This is a genomic window from Enterococcus alcedinis, from assembly GCF_014635985.1.
Lineage (GTDB): Bacteria > Bacillota > Bacilli > Lactobacillales > Enterococcaceae > Enterococcus_I > Enterococcus_I alcedinis.
Window position 1 is genome coordinate 140,037 of record NZ_BMDT01000006.1, and the last position, 24,119, is coordinate 164,155.

The 24,119-nt window shown below is 37.9% G+C and carries 20 protein-coding genes; 13 read left to right on the plus strand and 7 right to left on the minus strand.

Annotated elements, in window-relative coordinates; all coding sequences use genetic code 11:
* Window positions 1-4 precede the first annotated feature (4 nt).
* Window positions 5-1,270 carry a BaiN/RdsA family NAD(P)/FAD-dependent oxidoreductase gene (locus IEV09_RS07980; RefSeq protein ID WP_188367761.1) on the minus strand — a complete coding sequence of 422 codons (1,266 nt, stop codon included), beginning with the start codon at window positions 1,268-1,270 and terminating at the stop codon, window positions 5-7.
* Window positions 1,271-1,394: 124 nt separating this feature from the next.
* Here IEV09_RS07980 and gdhA point away from each other — a divergent pair, with 124 nt between their 5' ends.
* Window positions 1,395-2,741: an NADP-specific glutamate dehydrogenase gene (gene gdhA / locus IEV09_RS07985; protein WP_188367762.1), complete on the plus strand. Its 1,347-nt coding sequence runs from the start codon at window positions 1,395-1,397 to the stop codon at window positions 2,739-2,741.
* A gap of 79 nt (window positions 2,742-2,820) precedes the next feature.
* Complete coding sequence (locus IEV09_RS07990; RefSeq protein WP_188367763.1) at window positions 2,821-4,167, plus strand: glucose-6-phosphate isomerase; 1,347 nt, start codon at window positions 2,821-2,823, stop codon at window positions 4,165-4,167.
* A gap of 58 nt (window positions 4,168-4,225) precedes the next feature.
* On the opposite strand, the gene IEV09_RS07995 is transcribed toward IEV09_RS07990, so the two are convergent.
* The 4 genes from IEV09_RS07995 to IEV09_RS08010 all read right to left on the minus strand — a co-directional run bounded on the left by IEV09_RS07995 (window position 4,226) and on the right by IEV09_RS08010 (window position 7,219).
* A complete protein-coding gene (locus IEV09_RS07995; RefSeq protein ID WP_229731683.1) occupies window positions 4,226-5,233 on the minus strand; it encodes a YeiH family protein in 1,008 nt (335 codons plus the stop codon).
* Window positions 5,234-5,341: 108 nt separating this feature from the next.
* Window positions 5,342-5,935, minus strand: coding sequence for a TVP38/TMEM64 family protein (locus IEV09_RS08000; protein ID WP_188367764.1), 594 nt, complete (start codon window positions 5,933-5,935; stop codon window positions 5,342-5,344).
* Between the two features lie 88 nt (window positions 5,936-6,023).
* On the minus strand, window positions 6,024-6,470 hold the full coding sequence (locus IEV09_RS08005; protein ID WP_188367784.1) for a threonine/serine exporter family protein: 447 nt from the start codon (window positions 6,468-6,470) through the stop codon (window positions 6,024-6,026).
* On the minus strand, window positions 6,464-7,219 hold the full coding sequence (locus tag IEV09_RS08010; protein WP_268234665.1) for a threonine/serine exporter family protein: 756 nt from the start codon (window positions 7,217-7,219) through the stop codon (window positions 6,464-6,466). The genes IEV09_RS08005 and IEV09_RS08010 overlap by 7 nt, the downstream gene beginning before the upstream one ends.
* Window positions 7,220-7,446: 227 nt before the next feature.
* On the opposite strand from IEV09_RS08010, the gene IEV09_RS08015 reads away from it, so the two are divergent.
* Entirely contained in the window at window positions 7,447-7,998 is a 552-nt protein-coding gene (locus IEV09_RS08015; protein WP_188367765.1) for a TetR/AcrR family transcriptional regulator, read from the plus strand.
* A gap of 45 nt (window positions 7,999-8,043) precedes the next feature.
* Here IEV09_RS08015 and IEV09_RS08020 read toward each other — a convergent pair whose 3' ends face one another.
* Window positions 8,044-8,847, minus strand: a complete 804-nt coding sequence (locus IEV09_RS08020) for a Cof-type HAD-IIB family hydrolase (protein WP_188367766.1) — start codon at window positions 8,845-8,847, stop codon at window positions 8,044-8,046.
* A 279-nt stretch (window positions 8,848-9,126) separates the two neighbouring features.
* Here IEV09_RS08020 and IEV09_RS08025 point away from each other — a divergent pair, with 279 nt between their 5' ends.
* Window positions 9,127-10,566 carry an NCS2 family permease gene (locus IEV09_RS08025; protein ID WP_188367767.1) on the plus strand — a complete coding sequence of 480 codons (1,440 nt, stop codon included), beginning with the start codon at window positions 9,127-9,129 and terminating at the stop codon, window positions 10,564-10,566.
* Window positions 10,567-10,849: 283 nt separating this feature from the next.
* Entirely contained in the window at window positions 10,850-12,052 is a 1,203-nt protein-coding gene (locus IEV09_RS08030) for a multidrug efflux MFS transporter (RefSeq protein ID WP_188367768.1), read from the plus strand.
* A gap of 60 nt (window positions 12,053-12,112) precedes the next feature.
* Here the strand turns inward: IEV09_RS08030 and IEV09_RS08035 are convergent, their stop codons facing one another.
* Window positions 12,113-12,292: a YjzD family protein gene (locus tag IEV09_RS08035; protein WP_188367769.1), complete on the minus strand. Its 180-nt coding sequence runs from the start codon at window positions 12,290-12,292 to the stop codon at window positions 12,113-12,115.
* Between the two features lie 121 nt (window positions 12,293-12,413).
* On the opposite strand from IEV09_RS08035, the gene IEV09_RS08040 reads away from it, so the two are divergent.
* From IEV09_RS08040 to IEV09_RS08075, 8 genes are all read left to right on the plus strand, one after another.
* Window positions 12,414-15,719, plus strand: a complete 3,306-nt coding sequence (locus IEV09_RS08040) for a DNA polymerase III subunit alpha (RefSeq protein WP_188367770.1) — start codon at window positions 12,414-12,416, stop codon at window positions 15,717-15,719.
* A gap of 168 nt (window positions 15,720-15,887) precedes the next feature.
* Entirely contained in the window at window positions 15,888-16,850 is a 963-nt protein-coding gene (pfkA, locus tag IEV09_RS08045; protein WP_188367771.1) for a 6-phosphofructokinase, read from the plus strand.
* A gap of 62 nt (window positions 16,851-16,912) precedes the next feature.
* Window positions 16,913-18,679 (plus strand): pyruvate kinase, encoded by a 1,767-nt coding sequence (gene pyk / locus IEV09_RS08050; protein ID WP_188367772.1) that lies wholly within the window; start codon window positions 16,913-16,915, stop codon window positions 18,677-18,679.
* Window positions 18,680-18,903: 224 nt separating this feature from the next.
* Complete coding sequence (locus IEV09_RS08055; RefSeq protein WP_188367773.1) at window positions 18,904-19,464, plus strand: YceD family protein; 561 nt, start codon at window positions 18,904-18,906, stop codon at window positions 19,462-19,464.
* 55 nt (window positions 19,465-19,519) lie between these two features.
* On the plus strand, window positions 19,520-19,696 hold the full coding sequence (gene rpmF, locus IEV09_RS08060) for a 50S ribosomal protein L32 (protein WP_188367774.1): 177 nt from the start codon (window positions 19,520-19,522) through the stop codon (window positions 19,694-19,696).
* Between the two features lie 173 nt (window positions 19,697-19,869).
* Window positions 19,870-21,291, plus strand: a complete 1,422-nt coding sequence (gnd, locus tag IEV09_RS08065; protein ID WP_188367775.1) for an NADP-dependent phosphogluconate dehydrogenase — start codon at window positions 19,870-19,872, stop codon at window positions 21,289-21,291.
* Between the two features lie 136 nt (window positions 21,292-21,427).
* Window positions 21,428-22,114 (plus strand): response regulator transcription factor, encoded by a 687-nt coding sequence (locus tag IEV09_RS08070; RefSeq protein WP_188367776.1) that lies wholly within the window; start codon window positions 21,428-21,430, stop codon window positions 22,112-22,114.
* Window positions 22,111-23,610 (plus strand): sensor histidine kinase, encoded by a 1,500-nt coding sequence (locus IEV09_RS08075; RefSeq protein ID WP_188367777.1) that lies wholly within the window; start codon window positions 22,111-22,113, stop codon window positions 23,608-23,610. The genes IEV09_RS08070 and IEV09_RS08075 overlap by 4 nt, the downstream gene beginning before the upstream one ends.
* Window positions 23,611-24,119 lie beyond the last annotated feature (509 nt).

The following is a 24,119-nucleotide window of genomic DNA, read 5'->3' on the forward strand; positions in this document are numbered from 1 at the left end:
CTGCTTAGTAAGCGAAATAACTGGCGATTTCTGCCGCATGAACGCCGGCATTATGACCGGTACAAAAGGCTGCAGTGATATTAAAGCCACCTGTGTAGCCGTTAATATCAATCAATTCACCGCCAAAGAATAGACCAGGCATTTTTTTACTTTCCATCGTTTTCGGATTGATTTCAGTTAATTCGACCCCGCCACCGGTTACGAATGATTTTTCGATAGGGAACGTTTTATGAACCTTAATCGTAAAGTTTTTCAAAATGGCAACCAACGCTTGTTTTTGCTCTTCGGTTAATTGGTTGCTCGGTAGTTCAGTAATCCCTAGACGATCAAGATAAAAAGTCATCATTCGTTCAGGTAAAAAAGAACTCAAGGCATTTTTAACTGTTTTTTTCGTATCAGTTAATGCACGGTCTAATTTTTTGGCTAGCGCTTTTTCAGATAAGTCTGGGAAACAATCGAGAACCGTATCGACTTCTTCTTGGACTTCAAGTAATTGGTTAACAAAAGAAGAACAACGTAATGCAGCCGGTCCAGAAATACCAAAGTGCGTAAAGAGTAAATCCATTTTATGTTCGGTAATCATTTTACCTTGGTCATTTTTAACCATTAATAACACATCGCGTAAAGAAATGCCTTGCAACGTTTTGTCTGCGATGAAAGCTTCGTCAGAGATCAAACCAGACTCGGTAGCATAGAGTGGGGTAATATGATGCCCAACTTGTTTCGCTAGGCGATAACCATCACCTGTGGCTCCTGTCGATGGATACGTTCGTCCACCTGTCGTCAAAACGACACACGGTGCGTGGAAATCACCCGTTTCCGTTTTAACGCCTGCCATTTGATTGCCATCGTGAATCAGTTTCTTTACGGCTGTATTCATCGCAAACTCAACACCAAGTGCTTTCATCCGATTGACCAACGCTTCCACAATTGTGGCTGATTTATTTGAGACAGGGAACATTCGACCGTGATCTTCTTCTTTTAGTGCGACACCATTTTCTTCAAAGAAAGCCATCACATCATAGTTATTAAATTGCGAAAACGTACTGTAGAGAAATTTACCATTTCCTGGGATATGACGAATCAAATCATCAACGTCACGATTATTGGTGACATTACAACGTCCACCACCAGTCATTAATAATTTTTTACCAAAACGTTTATTTTTTTCAACAAGCAAGACGCGGCTGCCTTTTTCGGCGGCTGCTACAGCTGCCATCATGCCACTGGTACCGCCACCAACGACAATAACATCAAAATTTTTGTTCATAATTAACACTCCTCTATCACTCTAAAAGAAAATTTTTTGAAAATTATAATTATTTGCAGTCAAATTAATGAAAATTTTCTAATTATCTGATAAAATCATACTACCAAATATGGGAGGGATTTTCATGACAAATGCATCAGAATATGCTAAAAAAGTTCAAGAAAACATTCATCAAGGAAATAGCCATGAAACGGAATTTTTACAGGCAATTGATGAGTTTGTACCAACAATCATACCTTTTTTAGAAAACCATCCAGAATATCAAGAGAAAAATATCCTATCTTTAGTTACCGAACCAGAACGCGTGATTCAATTCCGCGTGCCTTGGATGGACGATCAAGGCGATTGGCAAGTCAATCGTGGGTATCGGATTCAATTTAACTCGGCGTTAGGTCCTTATAAAGGTGGCCTGCGTTTTCATCCTTCGGTTAATTTGAGCGTGTTAAAATTTTTAGCTTTTGAGCAAATTTTTAAAAATGCATTAACAGGCTTACCGATTGGTGGCGGAAAAGGCGGAAGTGATTTCGATCCTAAAGGCAAGTCTGATGGTGAAGTGATGCGTTTTTGTCAAAGTTTTATGACGGAGTTAGCGAAATATATCGGACCAAACACAGATATTCCTGCTGGAGATATTGGGGTAGGAAAGCGTGAAATTGGTTATATGTTCGGTATGTATAAGCGAATCAAGCAATATGATGCAGGTGTGATGACTGGAAAACCATTGGAATTCTGGGGTAGTCAAGGCCGCAAGGAAGCAACTGGTTATGGCGCTGTTTATTTTGCTAAACATTTATTGGCTGACTTAGGTGAGACGTTAGAAAATAAAAAAGCCATCGTATCCGGTAGTGGAAATGTCGCGATTTATTGTATTGAAAAATTGTATCAATTAGGTGCAACACCAGTCACTTGTTCCGATTCAAATGGCTTTATCTATGATGAAGCAGGTATTGACTTGGAACTATTGAAAGAGCTAAAAGAAGTGCATCGTGAGCGTTTAACTGAATACATCAAAGCACGCCCAAGCGCGCAATATGTTGAAGGTTCAGTATGGAACTTAGATGTCGAAGTAGAAGTTGCCTTCCCATGTGCAACACAAAATGAAATTCAAATCGATTCAGCAAAACGTCTCGTTAAAAATGGCGTGCGTATCGTTGCTGAAGGTGCAAATATGCCGAGTTCACTTGAAGCCGCAGATTATTTTGTGGCATCGGGCGTCTATTATTGCCCAGGAAAAGCAGCAAATGCCGGTGGTGTCGCTGTGTCTGCCTTAGAAATGAGCCAAAACTCTCAACGTCTACAATGGGAGACAGAAGAAGTGGATCAAAAATTAGATGGGATTATGAAACACATCTATGAAACGTGTCGTGATACAGCAATCGCTCATGATGCGAAAGATAACTTTATGTTAGGTGCAAACATTGCGGGATTCGCTAAAGTTGCTCAAGCAATGGCGATTCAAGGTCTTGTCTAGCTAAGTTGGGCTTGATAAATGTGTTTAAAAAAAGTAAAGTAGTAATGTAGTGAAAAAATAAAAAATGAGGGGGATAATCATGTCACATATTCAATTTGATTATTCAAAAGTATCATCATTCATTCAAGACCATGAATTAGCGTATATGCAAACACAAGTAACGTCTGCCGATACAGCATTACGTGAGAAAACAGGTCCGGGAAATGACTTTGTTGGCTGGATTGATCTACCAACGAACTATGACAAAGAAGAATTTGCTCGCGTAAAAGCAGCAGCTAAAAAAATTCAATCGGATTCAGAAGTATTAGTTGTTATCGGAATTGGTGGTTCATATTTAGGCGCACGTGCCGCAATTGAATTCTTACAACACTCATTCTATAACGTTTTACCAAAAGAAGCGCGTAAAACACCACAAATCGTTTTTGCTGGAAATTCGATTTCATCAACATACTTAGCCGATTTAATTGAATTAATTGGTGACCGTGATTTCTCTGTTAACGTGATTTCAAAATCAGGAACAACAACAGAGCCAGCGATTGCTTTCCGTGTCTTCAAAGAATTATTAATTAAAAAATACGGTCAAGAAGAAGCAAACAAACGTATTTATGCAACAACTGACCGTGAAAAAGGTGCCGTAAAAGTTGAAGCAGATGCAGAGAACTGGGAAACATTTGTCATTCCAGATGACGTTGGTGGACGCTTTACTGTCTTAACACCGGTTGGTTTATTACCAATTGCTGTAAGTGGTGCAGATATCGATGCCTTAATGTCAGGAGCCGCAGATGCACAAGCAGAATACTCAAACCCTGATTTAACTCAAAACCAAGCGTACCAATACGCAGCTTTACGTAATATTTTATACCGTAAAGGTAAAGCAATCGAAATCTTAGTCAATTACGAACCAGGCATGCAATATTTCTCTGAGTGGTGGAAACAATTATTCGGCGAATCAGAAGGAAAAGATCAAAAAGGGATTTATCCATCAAGTGCCAACTTCTCAACGGATTTACACTCAGTTGGTCAAACAATTCAAGATGGTACACGTAATGTGTTTGAAACCGTCTTAAAAGTTGAAAATCCACGTAAATCAGTAGCGATTCCATTACAAGACACAGATTTAGATGGTTTAGGTTACTTAGAAGGTAAAGACGTTGATTTCGTTAATACAAAAGCGTTTGAAGGCACATTACTAGCTCACACAGATGGCGATGTACCGAACTTCTTGGTTAAATTACCGAAAATGGATGCTTATACATTAGGTTACTTGGTTTACTTCTTTGAAATTGCTGTTGGGATTTCAGGTTACTTAAATGGTGTCAATCCATTCGACCAACCAGGAGTAGAAGAATACAAGAAAAATATGTTCGCACTTCTTGGCAAACCAGGCTTCGAAGAGTTAGCAAAAGAATTAAACGCACGCTTATAAACAAAATAAAAATCATCTTTCTCTATCACTATAGTGTGAACGAGAAAGATGATTTTTTTTAGAATAATAGCATAATAAGGACAATGGCTACGATCGTTTGAAAAAGACCAACGGAAGCACCATACAATATAAAACGTGGACCTTCTTGTAAGAATTTCATTAAGTTTAAACGCAATCCAATCGCTGCTAGCGCCGTTGTTTCAAACCAGTTGCTAATAAATTTAACATTTGTTGAGACCCAGTTCGGAATGGGCAATAGGCTGTTTAACAGACAAAAAATTAAGAAGCCTATTAAGTACCAAGGAAGAGGAAGTTTTCTTTTTGAAGACGTCACTAATTTCTCACTATCACTTGGCTTGGCCGCAATTTTTGTAAAAATATAAACGACAAGAGCCAAACACATGATACGCATAATTTTAAAGAGCATTGCGTATTGGACAATCTCTTCACTAAGTAAGCTTGCACCAGCCACAACTTGTCCGACAGACTGTAAGGTTCCACCAAGAAGAGCACTGGTTGCGATGATATTGTCACCGAAGATTGCTTGACCGAGAAAAGGTAATGTTAGCATCATCACTGTCCCAAGTAGATTAACGAGTGTAATGATTTGGCCTTTTTCTTCATCTTTCGCATGAATATTCGGTGCAATTGAAGCAATGGCAGAAGAACCACAAACCGCATTACCGCCAGCCATCAGTAAAGAAGTCGTTTGGTTGAATCCTATTTTTTGACCAATCTGGTAAGCAAATAGAATCGTTCCGATCATTATAAATGCTATATACAAAAAGCCACGTAGTCCCATTTCAGCAATGGTTTGGAAAGTTACGGTCATTCCTAATAAAACGACCGAAACTTCTAGTAAGCGACTTTCAGCAAATTTTGTTCCGGTTTGTAGAAAAGATTGCTTAAAAAAAGTATTTCCTAGAAAAATGCCGAATAAAATGGCCAATGTGGCGCCACCTAGTTGTGGAAGTAAAATGGCGGTCAACTTGGCTATCGCTGCTACTGTAATTGAAAGTAGTAGTCCCGGTAAAATGGTTTTTTTATAACGTAATATAAAATTCAATGATGCACCTCCAAAGATTGATAGTCTTATTATTCAATAAAGACCGTTAAAAAGCAACGCCTCTTTAAAAAAATGGCATTGCTTTAACGGTCATTGTATGTGATTTAATTAGAGGAACTGGCTAATTAAGTTGGTCCCGTAGACGAGTGCGCTACTATAGACAAGGATTGAAGCGGGTTTACCTAGAAGAATAATCCAAGAAAAAGTTTTTAAAGACATGTTTGTTAGGCCAGCCATCAAGCATAGGGCATCATCGGGTGCAAAGGGGAAAAAGATGGCTAAGGCAAACAATTTGTTGAAACGCCCTTGATTATCAAACCAAACGATGTATTTTTCATACGTTTTTTCACTAATTAAACTTAAAACAAAAGGCTTACCGTATTGGCGACCTAGTAAGAAAACAAGAATCGATCCGATAACAATACCGATGTAATTGTAGAAAAATCCAGCAACTGGACCAAACAATAAGACACCAGCCGCCGTGGAAATACCACCGGGAATAATAGGGATGACCACTTGTAAAATTTGAATTAGGATAAAAATGATTGGACCAAGCAATAATTTCTCGCCTACCAGGTTTTGAAGTGCATTGAGGTCATCAAAAAGTCCGATTGAAAAAAAATAAACGGTTAAGGCAATTGAAAAGGCCATACCAATTAGTGATATCAAGTTAATAATTCGTTTGGAAGTGATAGCATTCATTAAGAAAACTCCTTTTGCATGTCATTTAGAGTCATTATATCTGCTTGATAAGCAAAAGTCATACGTCTAGAGGCCGATTTAAAAAAATTTATGATTTTATTTGACTGTATTGATAGCGAGCGACAAGTTTTTCAACGAGGGTTGTCAGAACGAAACCGCCAGCAATGGCGCCTGCGGTCACAGCCACGACTAAAATATAGTAAAGGCCTCGATCACCGTCACCAATAACAATTTCACGCACAGCTAGATAAGCGGGACCTCCAGGGACCAGTGGGACTAAGCTTGGAACAATGAAAACAAGCATCGGGATTTTTTTCAAACGTGAAAATAAGATGCTACCACAACCAATTAAAAAAGCAGCTACAAAATTGGCAAGACCAAGCGAAGAACCGGCTTCGCGCATGAAATAAAAGACCATCCAACCAATACTGCCTGTTAGTCCACTAGCGAGTAAGGTTCGTCTGGGAACGTTCGTTAGCACACCAAAGGCCACCGTACTCAAGTAACTAAATATAAAATGAATGAAAATCATAATATCCCTCCTAAGGCAATCAAAGCAGTTGCAATGCCAACGCCAATTGCAATAGCAATAATAATTGCTTCTGTCCCTCGAACAAGACCACTAATTAAATGACTTGCCAAAATATCGCGAAAAGAGTTCGTAATCGCTACACCTGGAACGAGTGGCATAACGGAACCAATAATAATATTATCCACTGAAAAAGCTAAATTCCAATGAACTGCAAGAATTGCAAAAAAACCAATTCCGAAAGCGGCAATAAAATAATCTAAAAAAGCGACTTTCAACCAGTCATGGGCCAAAGTTTTTAAAACAAACCCGAGACAGCCAATCAAGAAAGTTGCGATAAAATCCATCCAAGTTCCGTTAAAAATATACATTAAGGTGCTGCTAGTAATTCCAGCACAAACAATTTGTAACCAGAGAGGAAATTGTGGTACTTTTTGATTAACCTTTTTTAATGCATCGCATAATTCGTTCAATGTGATGACTTTGGTCGCAAAATCACGTGACAATTGATTGACCGCAACAACTTTTTCTAAATTGTTTGATCGTTCACCAACATTTTCAATTTGGGTATGGTGGCTGTTTTTTAAACTCATAAAAATACCAGTTGCAGTAACATAGCTGACGCTATCCGTCCGACCATAGCTATGGGCAATCCGATTCATCGTATCTTCTACGCGATAAACTTCAGAGCCGCTTTCCATCATGATTTTTCCAGCTAGTAAACAAGTTTCTAATAATAAATGTTCTGAATCCACGTGTCACACTCCTCAAAAGATATTTGGCTAATGAGAGAAGCTCTCGCCTTAAGTATCGCTAGTGTACTATTTTCAATCGAGTCGTACAAGAGCTAAAGTAGTAAAAGGACGTGAATAAGTTGCTAAAAATAACAAGTAAAAAATCAACTAGAATTAAAATACTTTTAATTTGATGTTATTTAAGTTAAAATAACATTAGTAAATAATTTCGGTCCGGGAGGGTTATTATGAGACGCAAAGTTTATACGAAAGATTATATTTTGAAGGCTGCTTATGAGTTAGTTGAGAAAGAAGGTTTTACGAACTTTACCGCGCGCAATGTAGCTAAGAAAATGGGAGTTTCCACGCAACCGATTTACCTTGAGTTTGAGAATATGCAAGATTTAAAGAACACGTTGATTGAGGACATTTTTACGGAGTTAAAACAAAGTATTTTTGTGCAAGAGCATACGGGGGATAAACTTGTAGATATTTGTATCAACTACATTGATTTCTCTCAAAAGAAACCGAAACTATTTATTTCCCTGTTTGTCGATGAATATGGTGGGGGCAAGCAGATGTATGAGACTTCTTTCGAATATTTCAAAGAGGCGATTATGTCAGATCCAACCTATAGTGATTTATCCGAAGCAGATATTTCTGCCTTACATGATGGGACATGGATTACAATTACCGGCGTCGCATCACTAATGATATCAGGGATTTTACAACCGAATCGACAACAAATCGTCGAAATTATTCAACACACGATTGAAGGTATTATAGCTATCAGAAAATAAAAACAGATTGACTCCGTTTCTAACTTGGAGTCAATCTGTTTTTTCTTATAAAGATAAGTATTTTTCGAGATAGTCTGCAAGACCGTCTTCATTATTGTTTTTCGTTGTTACGTCATTAGCGACGCCTTTCAATTGGTCCGTTCCATTTTTCATGGCTACACCCCAACCAGCGTACTCTAACAATTCTAAATCATTATGCTCATCGCCAAAGGCAATAATATCTTTTGGTTTAATTTTTAACGAATCGGCAATCACTGAAACAGCCATTGCTTTTTGGACACCCTTTGGAACGATTTCTAAAATCGCATTTGGACCGCCCCATGTTCGGACATCAATCTCGTTGTTAAATTGAGTTTGTAGTGAATGAGAAACATCTGCTGCAAATTCATGTTTTGTTTTTATCAATAATGATGTTGGATTTGATTTCAGATTATGGAAGAGGTTCGCTTCTGAGACCGTATCGGTTGCGAAAAACATGCCTTCAAATTGATCGAATGTATCAATATAAAAAGTTTCACGATTTTCAGCTGCCACAAAATCTAAATTTAATTTTTCTTTTTGTGCCAGAATTTCAAAGGCGATCTCTTTGTCCAACGAGATTTCACGCTCATATTCCCAAGTTTGGCGAGGTTTATGGACTAAGCCACCATTAAAAGTAACCATCGGTGTTTCTAACTTTAATTGTTGATAAAAGTGGTCGCTCATTCGAAAAGGTCGCCCAGTCGCGATACTGACATAATGTCCAGCAGCGGTCGCTCGATTTAAAACATCAGCTGTTCGAGTGCTAATCAAAGATTGACTATTTAATGTCGTACCATCTAAATCAATAGCGATTAATTTTTTTGTCATCGAATTCTCCTTTATTATTTCATTTATTATTTATGAAAATTTCTTGAAAGCTTATCTTACAGGTTTAGTTTAACATATTTTGAAAAATTCACAAGAATGGTGTTTGAAACTTATCATCACTTTTTCTGTTGGAAATCCATTAAAACACGAACGATTAAAGATATTTTAATAATATTTGTTGGTGTTTGATTGAAAAGATTCAAACAAACGACTATACTCTTTGATGGTGATAGAAATTAACCTTTTTTTCACATAACAAACAATAGGAGTGAATTTTTCATGGAAAAGTTTTTTAAATTGAAGGAGAATAAGACGAATGTTTCAACGGAAGTTGTTGCAGGGGCAACGACGTTTTTTGCGATGAGTTACATTTTGTTCGTTAACCCAGCAATTTTATCCGCTTCAGGGATGCCCTTTCAAGCAGTCTTCTTGGCGACAATTATTGCGTCAGTGATTGGGACACTAATCATGGGTCTATTTGCAAACGTTCCTTACGCACAAGCACCTGGTATGGGTTTGAATGCGTTCTTTACATTCACGGTTGTCTTTGGTTTAGGTTATTCATGGCAAGAAGCATTAGCTATGGTCTTTATTTGTGGTCTTATTAATATTTTTATTACAATAACAAAAATACGTAAATTAATTATCCGTTCGATTCCTGAGGGGATGCAACATGCTATAGGTGGAGGAATTGGGATTTTTGTAGCCTACGTGGGTCTAAAAAATGCAAACCTGATTAATTTCTCAGCAAGTGCACCAGACATTACAGGTTCAGTTGTTGAAAATGGCGAGGCAGTCAATGTTAACATCAATGGTGGTGTAGTGCCGGCTTTAGCAAACTTTAATAACCCGGCAATTTTATTATCTGTTATCGGTCTTGTTTTAATGACGATTTTAGTTGTTAAAAATGTTCGCGGAGCTATTTTAATTGGTATTATTGGAACAACAATCATTGGTGTGTTAATGGGTGTCGTTGATTTAGGAGCGATTGATTGGAAAGCAAACTCTTTAGGTAACTCAATTGCAGAATTAAAAGTAACTTTTGGAGCGGCTTTTGGACCTGAAGGGATGCAATCACTGTTTTCAGATTCATCGAAAATTCCACAAGTCTTAATGACAATTATCGCTTTTAGTTTATCGGATACTTTTGACACGATTGGAACATTTATTGGAACAGGTCGTCGCACCGGAATCTTCACTCAAGAAGATGAAGATGCACTAGAAGACAGTAATGGTTTCAATACAAAAATGGATCGTGCGTTATTTGCCGATGCCGTGGCAACATCGATCGGTGCTGTTTTTGGAACATCAAATACGACAACGTTTGTTGAGTCAGCAGCTGGGATTGGTGCTGGCGGGCGTACAGGATTAACTTCTGTTGTCGTTGCAGGTTTCTTTTTACTAAGTAGCTTCTTCTCACCAATCATTGCAATTGTGCCTGCACAAGCAACAGCACCTGCCTTGATTTTAGTTGGTGTGATGATGATGGCTTCATTTAAAGACATCAATTGGACGTCGTTAGAAGATGCAGTACCGGCATTCTTTGCTTCAATATTCATGGGGTTATGCTATAGTATCTCTTACGGAATTGCGGCTGGATTTATCTTTTTCGCTATCGTTAAAGTAGTCAAGGGTAAAGCCAACGAAGTGTCACCTGTATTATGGATTGTTAATTTATTATTTATTTTAAACTTTATTATTTTAGCTTTTCTTGGCTAATTGATAACCAAGAAAAGTATTTAAAAGGGCAATATCAGTTATTTAGCGCAAATCCATTTTTGAGGATTTGCGTTTTTTATTTATTTTTAGCCATGGTTTAACAGGGAAACAATCATACATTCTGATACAATCAAATTTTAAAGAATAATTTTTTCGTAAAAAGATGCTCTTCAACAACGGTGTATTAGCTGAAAATAGTCTAGAGATGAAGAAGATGAAAGGTACTTTTCTATTTGAAATTTCTTGGAAATACGCTATAGTTGTAAGGAAAGAGAGGATTCAAATGAAGATTAATTGGAAGCGTAATTTATATATTTCTTGGATTGGCTGTTTTTTTACCGGCGCAAGTTTTAGTTTAGTTATGCCTTTTATTCCATTATATATTGAAGAGTTGGGGGCACCAGTCAGTCAAATCAATCTATTTGCGGGACTATCGATTTCGATTACTGCGCTCGCTTCAGCGTTAGTAGCGCCGATTTGGGGAAGTCTAGCAGACCGTAAAGGTCGTCGATTAATGATGATTCGTGCAGCGGCGGGGATGACAGTGACGATGGGAGCTTTGGCGTTTGTGCCAAATGTCTATTGGTTATTATTCATGCGTTTTCTAACCGGTGTTTTATCGGGATATATTCCAAATGCTACGGCATTGATTGCTTCCCAAGCCCCTCGTGAAAAAAGTGGTTGGGCACTAGGCACGTTAGCGACTGGAGCGATTGCAGGTAACTTAATCGGTCCACTAATGGGTGGTCTGCTTGCCGAGTGGTTAGGGATGAAGAACGTTTTTATTATTACGGGAATTATTTTGTCGATGACCTTACTTTTAACCATCTTTTTTGTTAAAGAAAACTTTGAATCGGTACCAAAAGCTGATGTGATTCCAGTAAAAGAAATCTTTACTAAAATCGATCGTCGCGGTATCTTAGTAGGACTGTTTTTCACAACGCTTATTTTACAATTAGGGATGACGAGTATTAGTCCTATTTTAACGTTATACATTCGAGATTTAGGAATTAGCACGGGAAATATCTTATTTGTTAGTGGTCTGATTGTTTCTGTCTCGGGTGTTTCTGCGCTACTCACATCGCCTTTCTTAGGGCGTTTAGGTGATAAAATCGGGAATCACAAGATCTTATTACTTGGGCTAGTCTTTTCATTTCTATGCTTTGTTCCAATGGGGTTTGTTACTGCACCGTGGCAATTAGGTGTATTGCGCTTTTTACTTGGTTTTTCAACGGGGGCCTTAATGCCCTCGATTAATACTTTGATTAGTAAAATTGCACCACCAGAAGGAGTTAGTCGTATTTTTAGTTACAATCAAATGTTCAATAGTTTCGGTCAAGTGCTCGGCCCGATGGTAGGGTCTGGTGTGGCACAAGGATTTGGCTATCCTGCAGTGTTTTTTGTAACTAGTGCTTTTGTTGTATTTAATCTTTTGATCTCTCTCTTTAATTTCCGCTTCGATTTACGAAAGAGCAGTATCGATTGAAAGAACAAAAAAAGGAGCAATGACTGTCGTCAAAGCTCCTTTCTTGCTTGATTTTATCGATTAGTGTTGAGTCTTTTTGGGAGTAAATAGCGTTCCTAAAAAAATAATCATTAGACCAGAAATGAGAGAGAAAATCGTTGTTAATGTAAAATCGTAAGGTTGGCTACTTAAAGCTCCACCTAAAAAACCAACAACTTGTCCCAAAGCAAATGCCCAGAACATTGTCATGATATAGCGCATTGTTGCACCTTCTTTCATTGAATCACCTAAGTGACTCTAGTTTATCATAAATGAACGTACTAGAAAAGATGGATTGTGAATAAACGTGTTAAGTGTCTTATGAAAAATAAAGGAGGAAAGTATGAATAACCCACAATTAACGACAGTGACTGCTTTTTCACTATTGCAAAGTATTGTCAAGATTCCTCAATATGTCAAGCAAGCTAAAGCACTCGGTTACAATCAGTTAGGAATCACCGATCACGGCAACCTTTCGGGCATGCTTGAATTTATTGAAATGTGTCAAAAAGAACACGTCAAACCAATTATCGGCTTAAATTTAACTTATTATACTGCTGAAGATGCTCAACCCTCATTCGTTTACTTATTTGCAAAAACAAATGAAGGATTAAAACAACTCATGACGCTATCCAGTCGCCATGAAATAGGCGAGCGTCTAAAAATAGAAGATTTCCCCAAAGGAGAGGCGCTTTTTTATCTCCTTCCTGTGCAAGAAGAGGCTTTTTTAACGTTAGACCTCACCGCCATCCAGTGCTGGAAGAAACAAGTTGGCACTGAGTCCTTGTACTTTGGTGTTCCTTATCAGCAAGGGATGACAACAGAACAATATGCTCAATACTTTGAACAAGGACTTAAGCCACTAGCGTATCATCCAGTCACTTCTTTGGTGGCAGAAGATAGTTTTGCTGTGCGTGTGGCAAAGCACATTAAAGACGGAACGAAGATTGAGGATTTAAGAACGGAAATTTTTGATTTTGATCCGGAAAATTTTCTTGTGTCTAGTGCGGAACTTGAACAATGGTTTATCGAAAATAAATATGAAGAAGCGTTAGTAAATGCGCGTTATGTCGCAGATAACTGCGATGCAAGATTACCGTTGCATCAAAAGTTGTTACCGCAGTTTCCATTGGAAAATAATACGCCAGATACTTATTTAAAAGAACTCTGTCTGGAGGCTCTCGAAGAACGCGTGCCCAATTACCCTCCAGTTTATAAAGAACGTTTACTGTATGAATTGTCAATTATTCATCAAATGGGCTTTGATGATTATTTTCTAATCGTGTGGGATGTTATGCGTTTTGCTCATGAAAGTCAAATTGTGACCGGAGCCGGTCGTGGATCGGCAGCCGGTTCGTTAGTCGCTTACGTTTTGTCGATTACCGACGTCGATCCGATTCACTATCACTTGTTATTCGAACGTTTTTTGAATCCAGAAAGAAAAACGATGCCAGATATTGATCTGGATTTTCCGGATAACCGCCGAGAAGAGCTACTTAATTATGTTCGTCACAAATACGGACAAGCCCACGTGGCGCAAATTGGGACTTTCGGAACGATGGCTACGAAGATGGTTTTACGTGATGTTGGTCGGGTTTTTGGCATTTCTCAAAGTGAGGGGAATCGTTGGTCAAATGCGGTACCAAAAACTTTAGGAATTACGTTGCAGCAAGCTTATGAACAATCAAAGAATTTACAAACGCTTGTCCAAACGAATGAGCGGTATCAAAAAATGTATCAAGTAGCACGGGTGCTTGAAGGCTTGCCACGACATATTTCTACGCACGCGGCCGGTGTGGTAATTGCCGATCAAAACCTAATCGATCTTGTCCCTCTACAAGCAGGTCAGGCAGAGTCTTGGTTGACGCAATTTACAATGATCGATGTTGAAAGACTCGGTTTGTTGAAAATGGACTTTTTAGGCTTACGTAACTTAAGTATCATTGATGACACGTTAAAAGGCATTCGAGCATTACAGCGTGAGGAAATCAATATCAAGAAACTTCCTTTAGACGATCCTGCGACGCTTGCACTTTTCCAAAAAGGAGAAACAGCCGGTATTTTTCAATTTGAATCAGCTGGTATTCGTAAAGTTTTGCAAAAAGTTGAGCCTGAAAACATCGAAGAAATTGCTGCGGTCAACGCTTTGTATCGACCAGGTCCGATGGGGAATATTGACACCTATGTTCGTCGTAAAAAAGGCTTAGAGAAGATTGAATATATCGATAATAGTTTAGCGCCAATCTTAGAGGTAACAAAAGGTGTGATTATTTATGAAGAACAAATTATGCAAATTGCCCAAAAAATGGCCGGTTATACGTTAGGTCAAGCAGATATTTTACGTCGGGGGATTAGTAAGAAAAATGCGGATATTTTAGAAGCGCAACGTCAAAGCTTTATTGATGGGGCACAAGCAAAAGGCCACACTCTTGCGAAAGCCAATGAAATCTATGATTATATTGAAAAATTTGCAAACTACGGTTTCAACCGCTCGCATGCGTTTGCTTACTCGTTTGTAGCTTATCAAATGGCGTATTTAAAAGTTCATTATTCGGGTCCGTTTTACAAAGCCTTATTTCAGTCAGCCCAAAATCAACCAATCAAAATTCGCGAATACATTCATGATGCCAAGAAACAGAAAATTCAAATTTTACCACCATCGATTAACCAAAGTAATTATGGTTTCCGCTTGCATACCGTAAAAGAGATTCGTTTTGGTTTGAGTAGTATTAAAGGTTTACGCCGCGAATTTATTCAGGCAATTCTTGATGAACGACGAGAAAATGGGTACTTTAGCTCTTTTGAACAATTCTTATATCGCTTAAATGCTCGTAATAGTAAGCTATTAAAAGAGGAGTATATCAAGCCGTTAATTTTAGTCGGTGCCTTTGATGATCTTCAGTCAAATCGTCACCTGCTTTACTCACAACTCGAGGATAAGATCCAGAGTATGTTGTTTAGTGGAGGGAGCTTGGAACTATTGTCGATGTTTGAATTGAAGGAACGTGAAGTAGAAGATTATCAGTTAGTAGAGCGTTTAGCATTTGAGGAAGAATATTTAGGGGTCTATCTATCAGGGCATCCGACGCGACAATTCACAAAAATTTTAAAGTTAAAAAAAATTCACTCCATTGCAGAAATGAATGAAAATCAGTGGGTAACGGTTTTATTTTACGTAAAAAACATTAAAGAAATTCGTACGAAAAAAGGTGAAGCAATGGCTATTTTGGAAGGAGACGATGAAAGTGGGACAGGCAGCGTTACAATCTTCCCCGAAAATTATCGTCAACTACGAAAGGTCATTGAGCAAAATAAAGTCTTGTATATTGAAGGGAAGGCGCAAAAAAACCGTTTCAACGGTCAATTGCAAATTTTGCCTAAACTTGTGAAGTTGGCCGCAGAAGAAGAACAGAGTATTTCGGATAAAACTTGTTACATCAAAGTCTTGACCGAAAAAAATAACGCCGAAGTTTGGCAACAATTTAGAGCGTTGATTCAAGCCTCTCCTGGAAAAATGCCAATCGTTTTATACTATGTTGAGAGTGGTAAAAAGATGTTGCTCGATTCAGAAAATTGGCTTGCAGAGCAATCGGAAGTTGAATCAGCTTTAGGTTTGATTTTCGGCAAAGATAATATAGTTGTTCGATAGTTTTCAGTAAATTTGCACATGAGTTTCGTTCTTTTTGTTTTTTTTTACGATAAACCAAGACATTTTAGGGGATTAATGGTAAAATAAAAGCTGTGGGTAAAGCTTAAAATGTACTTAATAAAGAACTACCAACGATAATAAATAATATTTGATGAGGTGAATCACAGTATGAAACGCATTGGTATTTTGACAAGTGGTGGCGATGCACCGGGAATGAACGCTGCAATCCGCGCTGTCACACGTAAAGCGATTTATAATGGCCTAGAAGTATTTGGTATTAATTACGGTTTTGCTGGCTTAGTAGCTGGTGATATTCGTCGTTTGGAAATTGCAGACGTAGGGGATAAAATTCAACGAGGCGGAACATTCTTATATTCTGCACGTTACCCAGAATTTGCAACAAAAGAAGGACAATTAAAAGGAATCGAACAATTGAAAAAGTTTGAGATTGATGGCTTAGTGGTCATTGGTGGAGATGGTTCGTATCATGGAGCGATGGCTCTGACGAAACATGGTTTCCCAGCAGTGGCTTTACCAGGAACAATCGATAACGATATTCCAGGAACTGATTTTACAATTGGTTTTGATACAGCAATCAATACAGTACTTGAGTCACTCGACCGCATTCGCGATACAGCAACTTCACACGTACGCACATTCGTGATTGAAGTGATGGGACGAGACGCAGGTGACATCGCACTTTGGGCAGGGGTAGCTGGTGGTGCCGATGAAATTATTATTCCAGAACACGATTTTGATATGGCGGCAGTTGCCAAAAGTATCCGTGAAGGCCGAGATCGTGGGAAAAAACATTGCTTAATTATTTTAGCTGAAGGTGTAATGGGCGGTAATGAATTTGCTGAAAAACTTTCAGAACATGGTGATTTCCATGCACGTGTATCAATTTTAGGACACGTTGTTCGTGGCGGTTCGCCAACAGCACGTGATCGTGTGTTAGCAAGTAAGTTCGGTGGCTATGCTGTTGAGCTGCTATTAGCTGGAAAAGGCGGTCTGTGTGTAGGAATCCTGAATAATGAAATCATCGCAACAGACATTGTCGATACACTAGAAAATGGCAAACACCGACCAGACTTATCATTATATGCATTAAACAAAGAGTTATCTTTTTAATCTTTTTTTGAATTTAAAAGCGTCAAGCTATTTAAAAATAAATGAATTGGGGTATTTTTTTCATGAAAAAAACAAAAATTGTTAGTACGTTAGGTCCAGCAAGTAACTCCGTAGAAATTATTAGTCAATTAATTGAAGCAGGAGCAAACGTTTTTCGTTTCAACTTCTCTCATGGCGATCATGCAGAGCAATTAGCTCGTATGAACTTAGTGCGTGAAGCAGTTAAAATCACTGGTAAAACAGTCGGTATTTTATTAGATACCAAAGGTGCGGAAATCCGTACAACTGTTCAAGGAACTGAAAATGGCAAGATCCAATACGTAACTGGCGATATCGTTCGTATTTCGATGGACGACCAATTAGAAGGTACAAAAGAAAAAATTGCCGTAACTTACCCAGGTTTATACGAAGATGCCCATGTTGGTGGCCACATTTTATTTGATGATGGTTTAATTGATATGGAAATTATCGAAAAAGACGAAGCAAATCGCGAGTTAGTAACAAAAGTACTAAACTCAGGTGTTTTAGGTTCACGTAAAGGCGTTAACGCTCCGGGAATCTCAATTAGCTTACCAGGAATTACAGAAAAAGACGCCGAAGATATTCGCTTTGGTGTAGCAAACGACGTTGACTTTATCGCAGCAAGTTTTGTTCGTAAAGCACAAGACGTTTTAGAAATCCGTGAAATTTTAGAAGAAATGGACATGAATCATGTTCAAATCATCTCTAAGATTGAATCACAAGAGGGTATTGATAACATCGATGAAATTATTAAAGTTTCTGACGGTATCATGGTTGCCCGTGGTGACTTAGGTGTGGAAATTCCAGCTGAAGTTGTACCAATGGTTCAAAAAGATATTATTAAGAGATGTAACGCTGCTGGTAAAGCAGTTATTACAGCAACTCAAATGTTAGAATCTATGCAACAAAACCCTCGTCCAACACGCGCAGAAGCTTCTGACGTGGCGAACGCAATCTTTGATGGTACAGATGCAACAATGCTTTCAGGAGAATCAGCAAATGGTGACTATCCAGTTGAAGCAGTTGCGACAATGGCTCGTATCGACCAAGAAGCAGAACGTTCAATGTTGAAATTAGGTAACTACCAAATTAACCAATTCGATAACTCAGACGTTACTGAAACAATTGGTTTAGCAGTAGCACGTGCGGCTAAAAATCTAGGCGTTAAGTGTATCGTTGCAGCAACTGAATCTGGTTACACAGCGAAAATGATTTCTAAATACCGTCCGGATGCAAATATCTTAGCAGTTACTTTTGACGAGCGTACAAAACGTAGCTTGACATTAAACTGGGGTGTTCACCCAACAGTTGCTGAAAAACCATCAACAACAGATGAAATGTTCGACCTAGCTTCTAAAAAAGCTGTTGAATTAGGTTTTGCAACAGAAGGTGACTTAATCTTAATCACAGCTGGTGTACCAGTTGGTGAGCGTGGAACAACAAACGTAATGAAGATCCAATTAATTGGTTCTCGTTTAATCGAAGCACAAGGTGTTGGTGGACGTGCAGTCGTAGCGAACGCAGTTGTTGCTAAAAATGCTGAAGAAGCAATTGCCAAAGCGAAAGAAGGTATGGTTTTAGTTGTTCCGACAACAGATAAAGACTACTTACCAGCAATCGAAAAAGCAGCAGCATTAGTTGTTGAAGATGGTGGATTAACTTCTCACGCAGCAGTTGTTGGGATTGCGAAAGATTTACCAGTAGTTGTTGGTGCGAAAGATGCAACAACAATTATTGAAGATGGTGAATTAGTAACAGTTGACTCACGTCGTGGAATCATCTACCGTGGGGAAGCAACAGCTATCTAATCGATTTAAGTTGAATAAATTGTTTGATTGATAAAAGGGGGACTGGTCAATAATTGCCCAGTCCCTTTTGATTCAAGACTTTTTCTGAAATACTAGACAATAAAACGTTCTCTTTTTACTGTTTTTTTAAAGAAAAAAAGTGTTGTTTTAGGTGTCAAGAAAATTTCATTGACAAAGGAAAACAAGGACTGTATAATAGCTTTTGTTGCTTAGGGGTGATGAAAATGAAATGGTCTTTACTAGAATTAAGAAAGTACCAAGAAGAGCCATTAGTGTTTCAAGAAACATTAGATCTTCAAAATGAGTTAATTAGTCGGGAAAAAGAAATTATTGCGATTCGTCCAATTCAAGTCAGTGGCTTGATTACTGTTAGTCCAAAAGAATACTTATTGCACTATACAGTGGATACGGTCATTACACTTCCTTCAACACGTTCGTTAGAGCCAGTTGAAGTCCCAATGACATTTACCGTGGATGAAGTATTCATGACAACCGAGCAATATCAACAGCAGGCAGACTTGATCGGAGCAGAAGAGGTTCTTCTACTAGAAACTCAAACGCTCAATTTAAGTGAATCTGTTGCAGATAACATTTTGCTTGAGATTCCATTACAAGTATTGACGGAAGAAGAACAACATTCTACGGATTACCCTAGTGGTGAGGAATGGACGGTTGTGTCAGAAGATCAGTATAAAGAAATGAAAGAATCGCAAGGCAAAAATCAAATCGATCCTCGTCTTGCGAAATTATCTGCTCTCTTAGGAGATCAAGAAGATAATTCGTAAGATTGGAATAAATTGCAGCCGTTTGGTTGTTTTCATTAACAAGGAGGTGTAGCAAATGGCAGTACCAGCTCGTAAAACTTCGAAAGCGAAGAAAGCAAAGCGTCGCACACACTATAAATTATCAATTAACGGTATGAGCGAATGCCCAAACTGTGGCGAAATGAGAAAAAACCATCACGTATGTAGCAATTGTGGACATTACAATGGTAAAGACGTTTCAACAAAAGCATAATCACTTTTTTTTTGAGAAAAAGTGACATTAAACCTTAGGCTAACCATGGAGCCTAAGGTTTATTTTTTTGCATAAATCAATTCTTTTGAATGCAATGGTTTGATTACCGTCGATTTTGCGCTATAATGACTTATAGTAAAAAATATCTAAATTATTGAGCAGGAGGAACAAAAATGACTAAACAACAAATTGGTGTTGTGGGAATGGCAGTAATGGGAAGAAACTTGGCTTTAAATATTGAGAGCCGTGGCTATTCTGTTGCTCTATACAATCGTACGGGTTCAAAAACAGAGGAAGTGCTTGCTGAAAACCCAGATAAAAATTTATTAGGAACATATACGGTTGAGGAATTTATTAATTCAATCGAAAAACCTCGCCGAATTGTAATGATGGTTCAAGCAGGTTATGGAACCGATGCAACGATTCAATCATTGTTACCTCACTTAGATAAAGGCGACATTTTAATTGACGGTGGGAATACCTTCTTTGAAGATACAATTCGTCGTAACAACGAATTAGCGAACTCTGGTATTAACTTTATTGGAGCAGGTGTTTCTGGTGGAGAAGAAGGCGCGTTAAAAGGTCCTTCAATTATGCCAGGTGGTCAAAAAGAAGCGTATGAACTTGTTGCGCCGATTTTAGAACAAATTTCGGCAAAAGCAGAAGATGGTACGCCGTGTGTCACGTACATTGGTCCAGACGGTGCCGGTCACTACGTAAAAATGGTGCATAATGGTATTGAATATGGTGACATGCAATTAATTGCAGAATCTTATGACTTAATGCAAAATATTCTAGGGCTATCAGTTGATGAAATGGCTGATATTTTTAAAGAGTGGAACGAAGGCGAATTAGATAGTTTCTTAATCGAAATTACTGCTGATATCTTAACTCGTAAAGATGACCTTGGAACAGGTAAGCCAGTGGTTGATATTATTTTAGATGCTGCAGGAAATAAAGGTACGGGTAAATGGACGAGCCAAAGTGCACTTGATTTAGGTGTGCCATTACCATTAATTACGGAATCTGTTTTTGCGCGTTATATTTCAGCTTATAAAGAAGAACGTGTAGCTGCAAGCAAGGTATTACCAAAACCAACAGTTGCACCGTTCACAGGTGATAAAGCAGAATTAATTGAAAAAATTCGTCAAGCACTCTACTTCAGTAAAATTATGAGTTACGCTCAAGGATTTGCTCAACTAAGCGCTTCTTCAAAAGAATATAATTGGGATCTACCATTTGGTGAGATTGCTAAAATTTGGCGCGAAGGATGCATTATTCGTGCGCGATTCTTACAAAAAATTACGGATGCATATGAAAAAGACAATGATATTGCTAACTTACTATTAGATGAGTACTTTAGTGATATCACAGCAAAGTACCAACAAGCAGTGCGTGATGTCGTTGCGTTAGCGGTTCAATCAGGTGTACCGGTTCCGACATTCTCATCAGCAATTGCTTACTTTGATTCTTATCGCTCAGAACGATTACCAGCGAACTTGATTCAAGCGCAACGAGATTACTTTGGTGCACACACTTATGAACGTACTGATCGCGAAGGAATTTTCCATTATTCTTGGTACGATGAACAATAAAAAACAGTTCGTTTGAGAAAAGAGATTCGTGTAAACACTGTTGTTTACACGAATCTCTTTTTTAATTTGCCTTTCCATGGTAAAATCATAATAATATGAGAGTTATTAAATGACACTAGAATAGGATGGGTAAGTTATGGGAAATATTTTGATTATTGAGGATGAGAAAAACTTAGCACGCTTTGTTGAGTTAGAGTTAAAACACGAAGGCTATTTTACAGAGGTGCACTATAATGGACGCACAGGTTTGGATGCGGCTTTAAACAAAGAGTGGGATGCTATTTTACTAGATTTAATGTTACCAGAATTGAATGGACTAGAAGTTTGTCGTCGTATCCGCCAAACAAAGAACACACCAATTATTATGATGACGGCAAGAGACTCTGTTATCGATCGTGTTTCTGGATTGGACCACGGAGCAGATGACTATATTGTAAAACCATTTGCAATTGAAGAATTATTAGCACGTCTACGTGCATTGTTACGTCGTATTGATATTGAAGGCGATAAAAATATAATCAAACAAACGACATTAACATATCGTGATTTAACAATTGAAAAGGAAAATCGAGTGGTTCGCCGTGGAACAGAAATGATTGAATTAACAAAACGCGAATATGAATTGCTATTAACATTAATGGAAAACATTAACGTTGTTTTAGCCCGAGATGTTCTATTAAATAAAGTATGGGGTTACGAAACAGAAGTTGAAACGAATGTAGTCGATGTTTACATTCGTTACTTAAGAAATAAAATTGATGTTCCAGGGGATGAAAGTTATATTCAGACCGTTCGTGGAACAGGTTATGTGATGCGTTCATGAAAAGTCCTTTAAAGGACGAGCAACGACTTGAAGAACTAAGAAGACCTTCGTTAACATTGAAGTGGACTTTCGCTAGTTCTTTCTTTTTCTTTGTCGTCTTTACGATATTCGCGGTTATCACATATAAATCTTCCGTAAATTTATATGTGGCGAAAGAAAGAAGTGACATTGAAGATGTCACTTACCTAATCGCCTCTTTATTGGCTAACGAAAATGAGCCACTTACGTTGAACAATGCTTATCGTGCGTTGCGACTAGGTAGTACAGAGTCAATCAAGCTAGTTGATGTCGGAGGCGATCAAGTTAAGGTTGATCCATTTGTTGCAAAAATAGGGAATCCAGAGTTTAGTTTATTTGTATACGACTTAGAAGAGGCGTTAGTTTTAAAAACGGCCGAAGAGAGTATCGATTTGCAACAAACAGTACCCAGAGAGGCTGCGATTCAAGTGGTTAATAATCAAGAAGGTTTTTTACTTGTACAGCCCATCTATTCTAAGGAAACACGAGAAAAGATTGGTTACATTCAAACTTTCTATGAATTGACTGCTTTTAATCAGTTTCGTAATCGTTTAATGTCGATGTTAATCCTTTTAGAAGTCGTCTCTCTCTTATTAAGTAGTATCTTAGGATACTTATTAGCTTCCTATTATTTAAAACCACTTCGTTTATTACGAGATACAATGGAAGAAATCCGTAAAAACCCTCAAGACGATATTTATATGCAAGAACTAGAAACAAATGATGAACTTGCAGACTTAGCAGAGATTTTTAATGAAATGCTGGATCGGATGCGTTCCTATACCGAGCTACAAGAACAATTCGTAGAAGATGTCTCTCATGAATTGAGAACACCGGTTGCTGTAATCGAAGGGCATCTGAATATGCTAAATCGTTGGGGAAAAGATGATCCTGAAATTTTAGCAGAATCACTAGAAGCGAGTATGCAAGAAATCACTCGAATGAAAACTCTCGTTCAGGAAATGCTTGATTTAACTCGAGCGGAGCAAGTTGATGTGCACCATGGACATGAACGGACCAATGCAAAAGGTGTAGTCAATCAAATCGTTAATAATTTTCGGATGATCCATCCAGAATTTGTATTTACTTTAGATGATGATTTATATACAGAAAAAGTTGTTAAGATCTATCGTCATCATTTTGAGCAGATACTGATTATTATTATGGATAATGCGGTGAAGTACTCAACAGATCGTAAAGAAGTTCATGTATCCATCTCGAGTAATCTAAAGGAATTAGAAATTGCGATTCAAGATTTTGGTGAAGGGATTCCGGCTGAGGATGTTTCGAAGATATTTAATCGTTTTTATCGAGTGGATAAAGCACGTGCACGCACGACAGGTAGTAATGGATTAGGTTTATCTATCGCTAAAAAGTTAATTGATAGTTATAAAGGACGTATTTATGCAGAAAGCCATCTAGGTGCTGGAACGATATTCCGTGTTTTTATTCCTATCGCTTCTGAAGTGGAAGAATGAACCACGAACGATGGCAATGTTTTTTACAGTAAAAAGAATAATTTAATTAAATAATCGAACAAATAGAAGTGAAAAGTTATAAAATATTCACTTCTATTTTTTTATTATAAAATAACGAAATTAATGGTTGCAATTATTAAGAATAGTTGCTATATTAAGTGTTGTTGTTAATCACTTCGAACTTCTTAAAAAAAGTTTAAAAAAGTAGTTGACGGCTTTAGTAAATAATGATAATATAACAAAGTCGAGTTCAAGAGAAGTCAACAAACGCTGTTAAAACAACGTTAAAAAAACTTTTCAAAAACAGTTGACAAGTAAAATCACATTTGTTATTATAACGTAGTTGCTGCTGAAACGAACGAGAAAACAGTTTAAAACTTCTCGAAAAAAACTTTTGCAAAACAGTTGACAATCAAACGTCAATCGGATATGATGTAAGAGTTGCTAACGACGCAACAACGTAGACCTTTGAAAACTGAACAAAGCAAGCAAAACAAACAACAAACGTG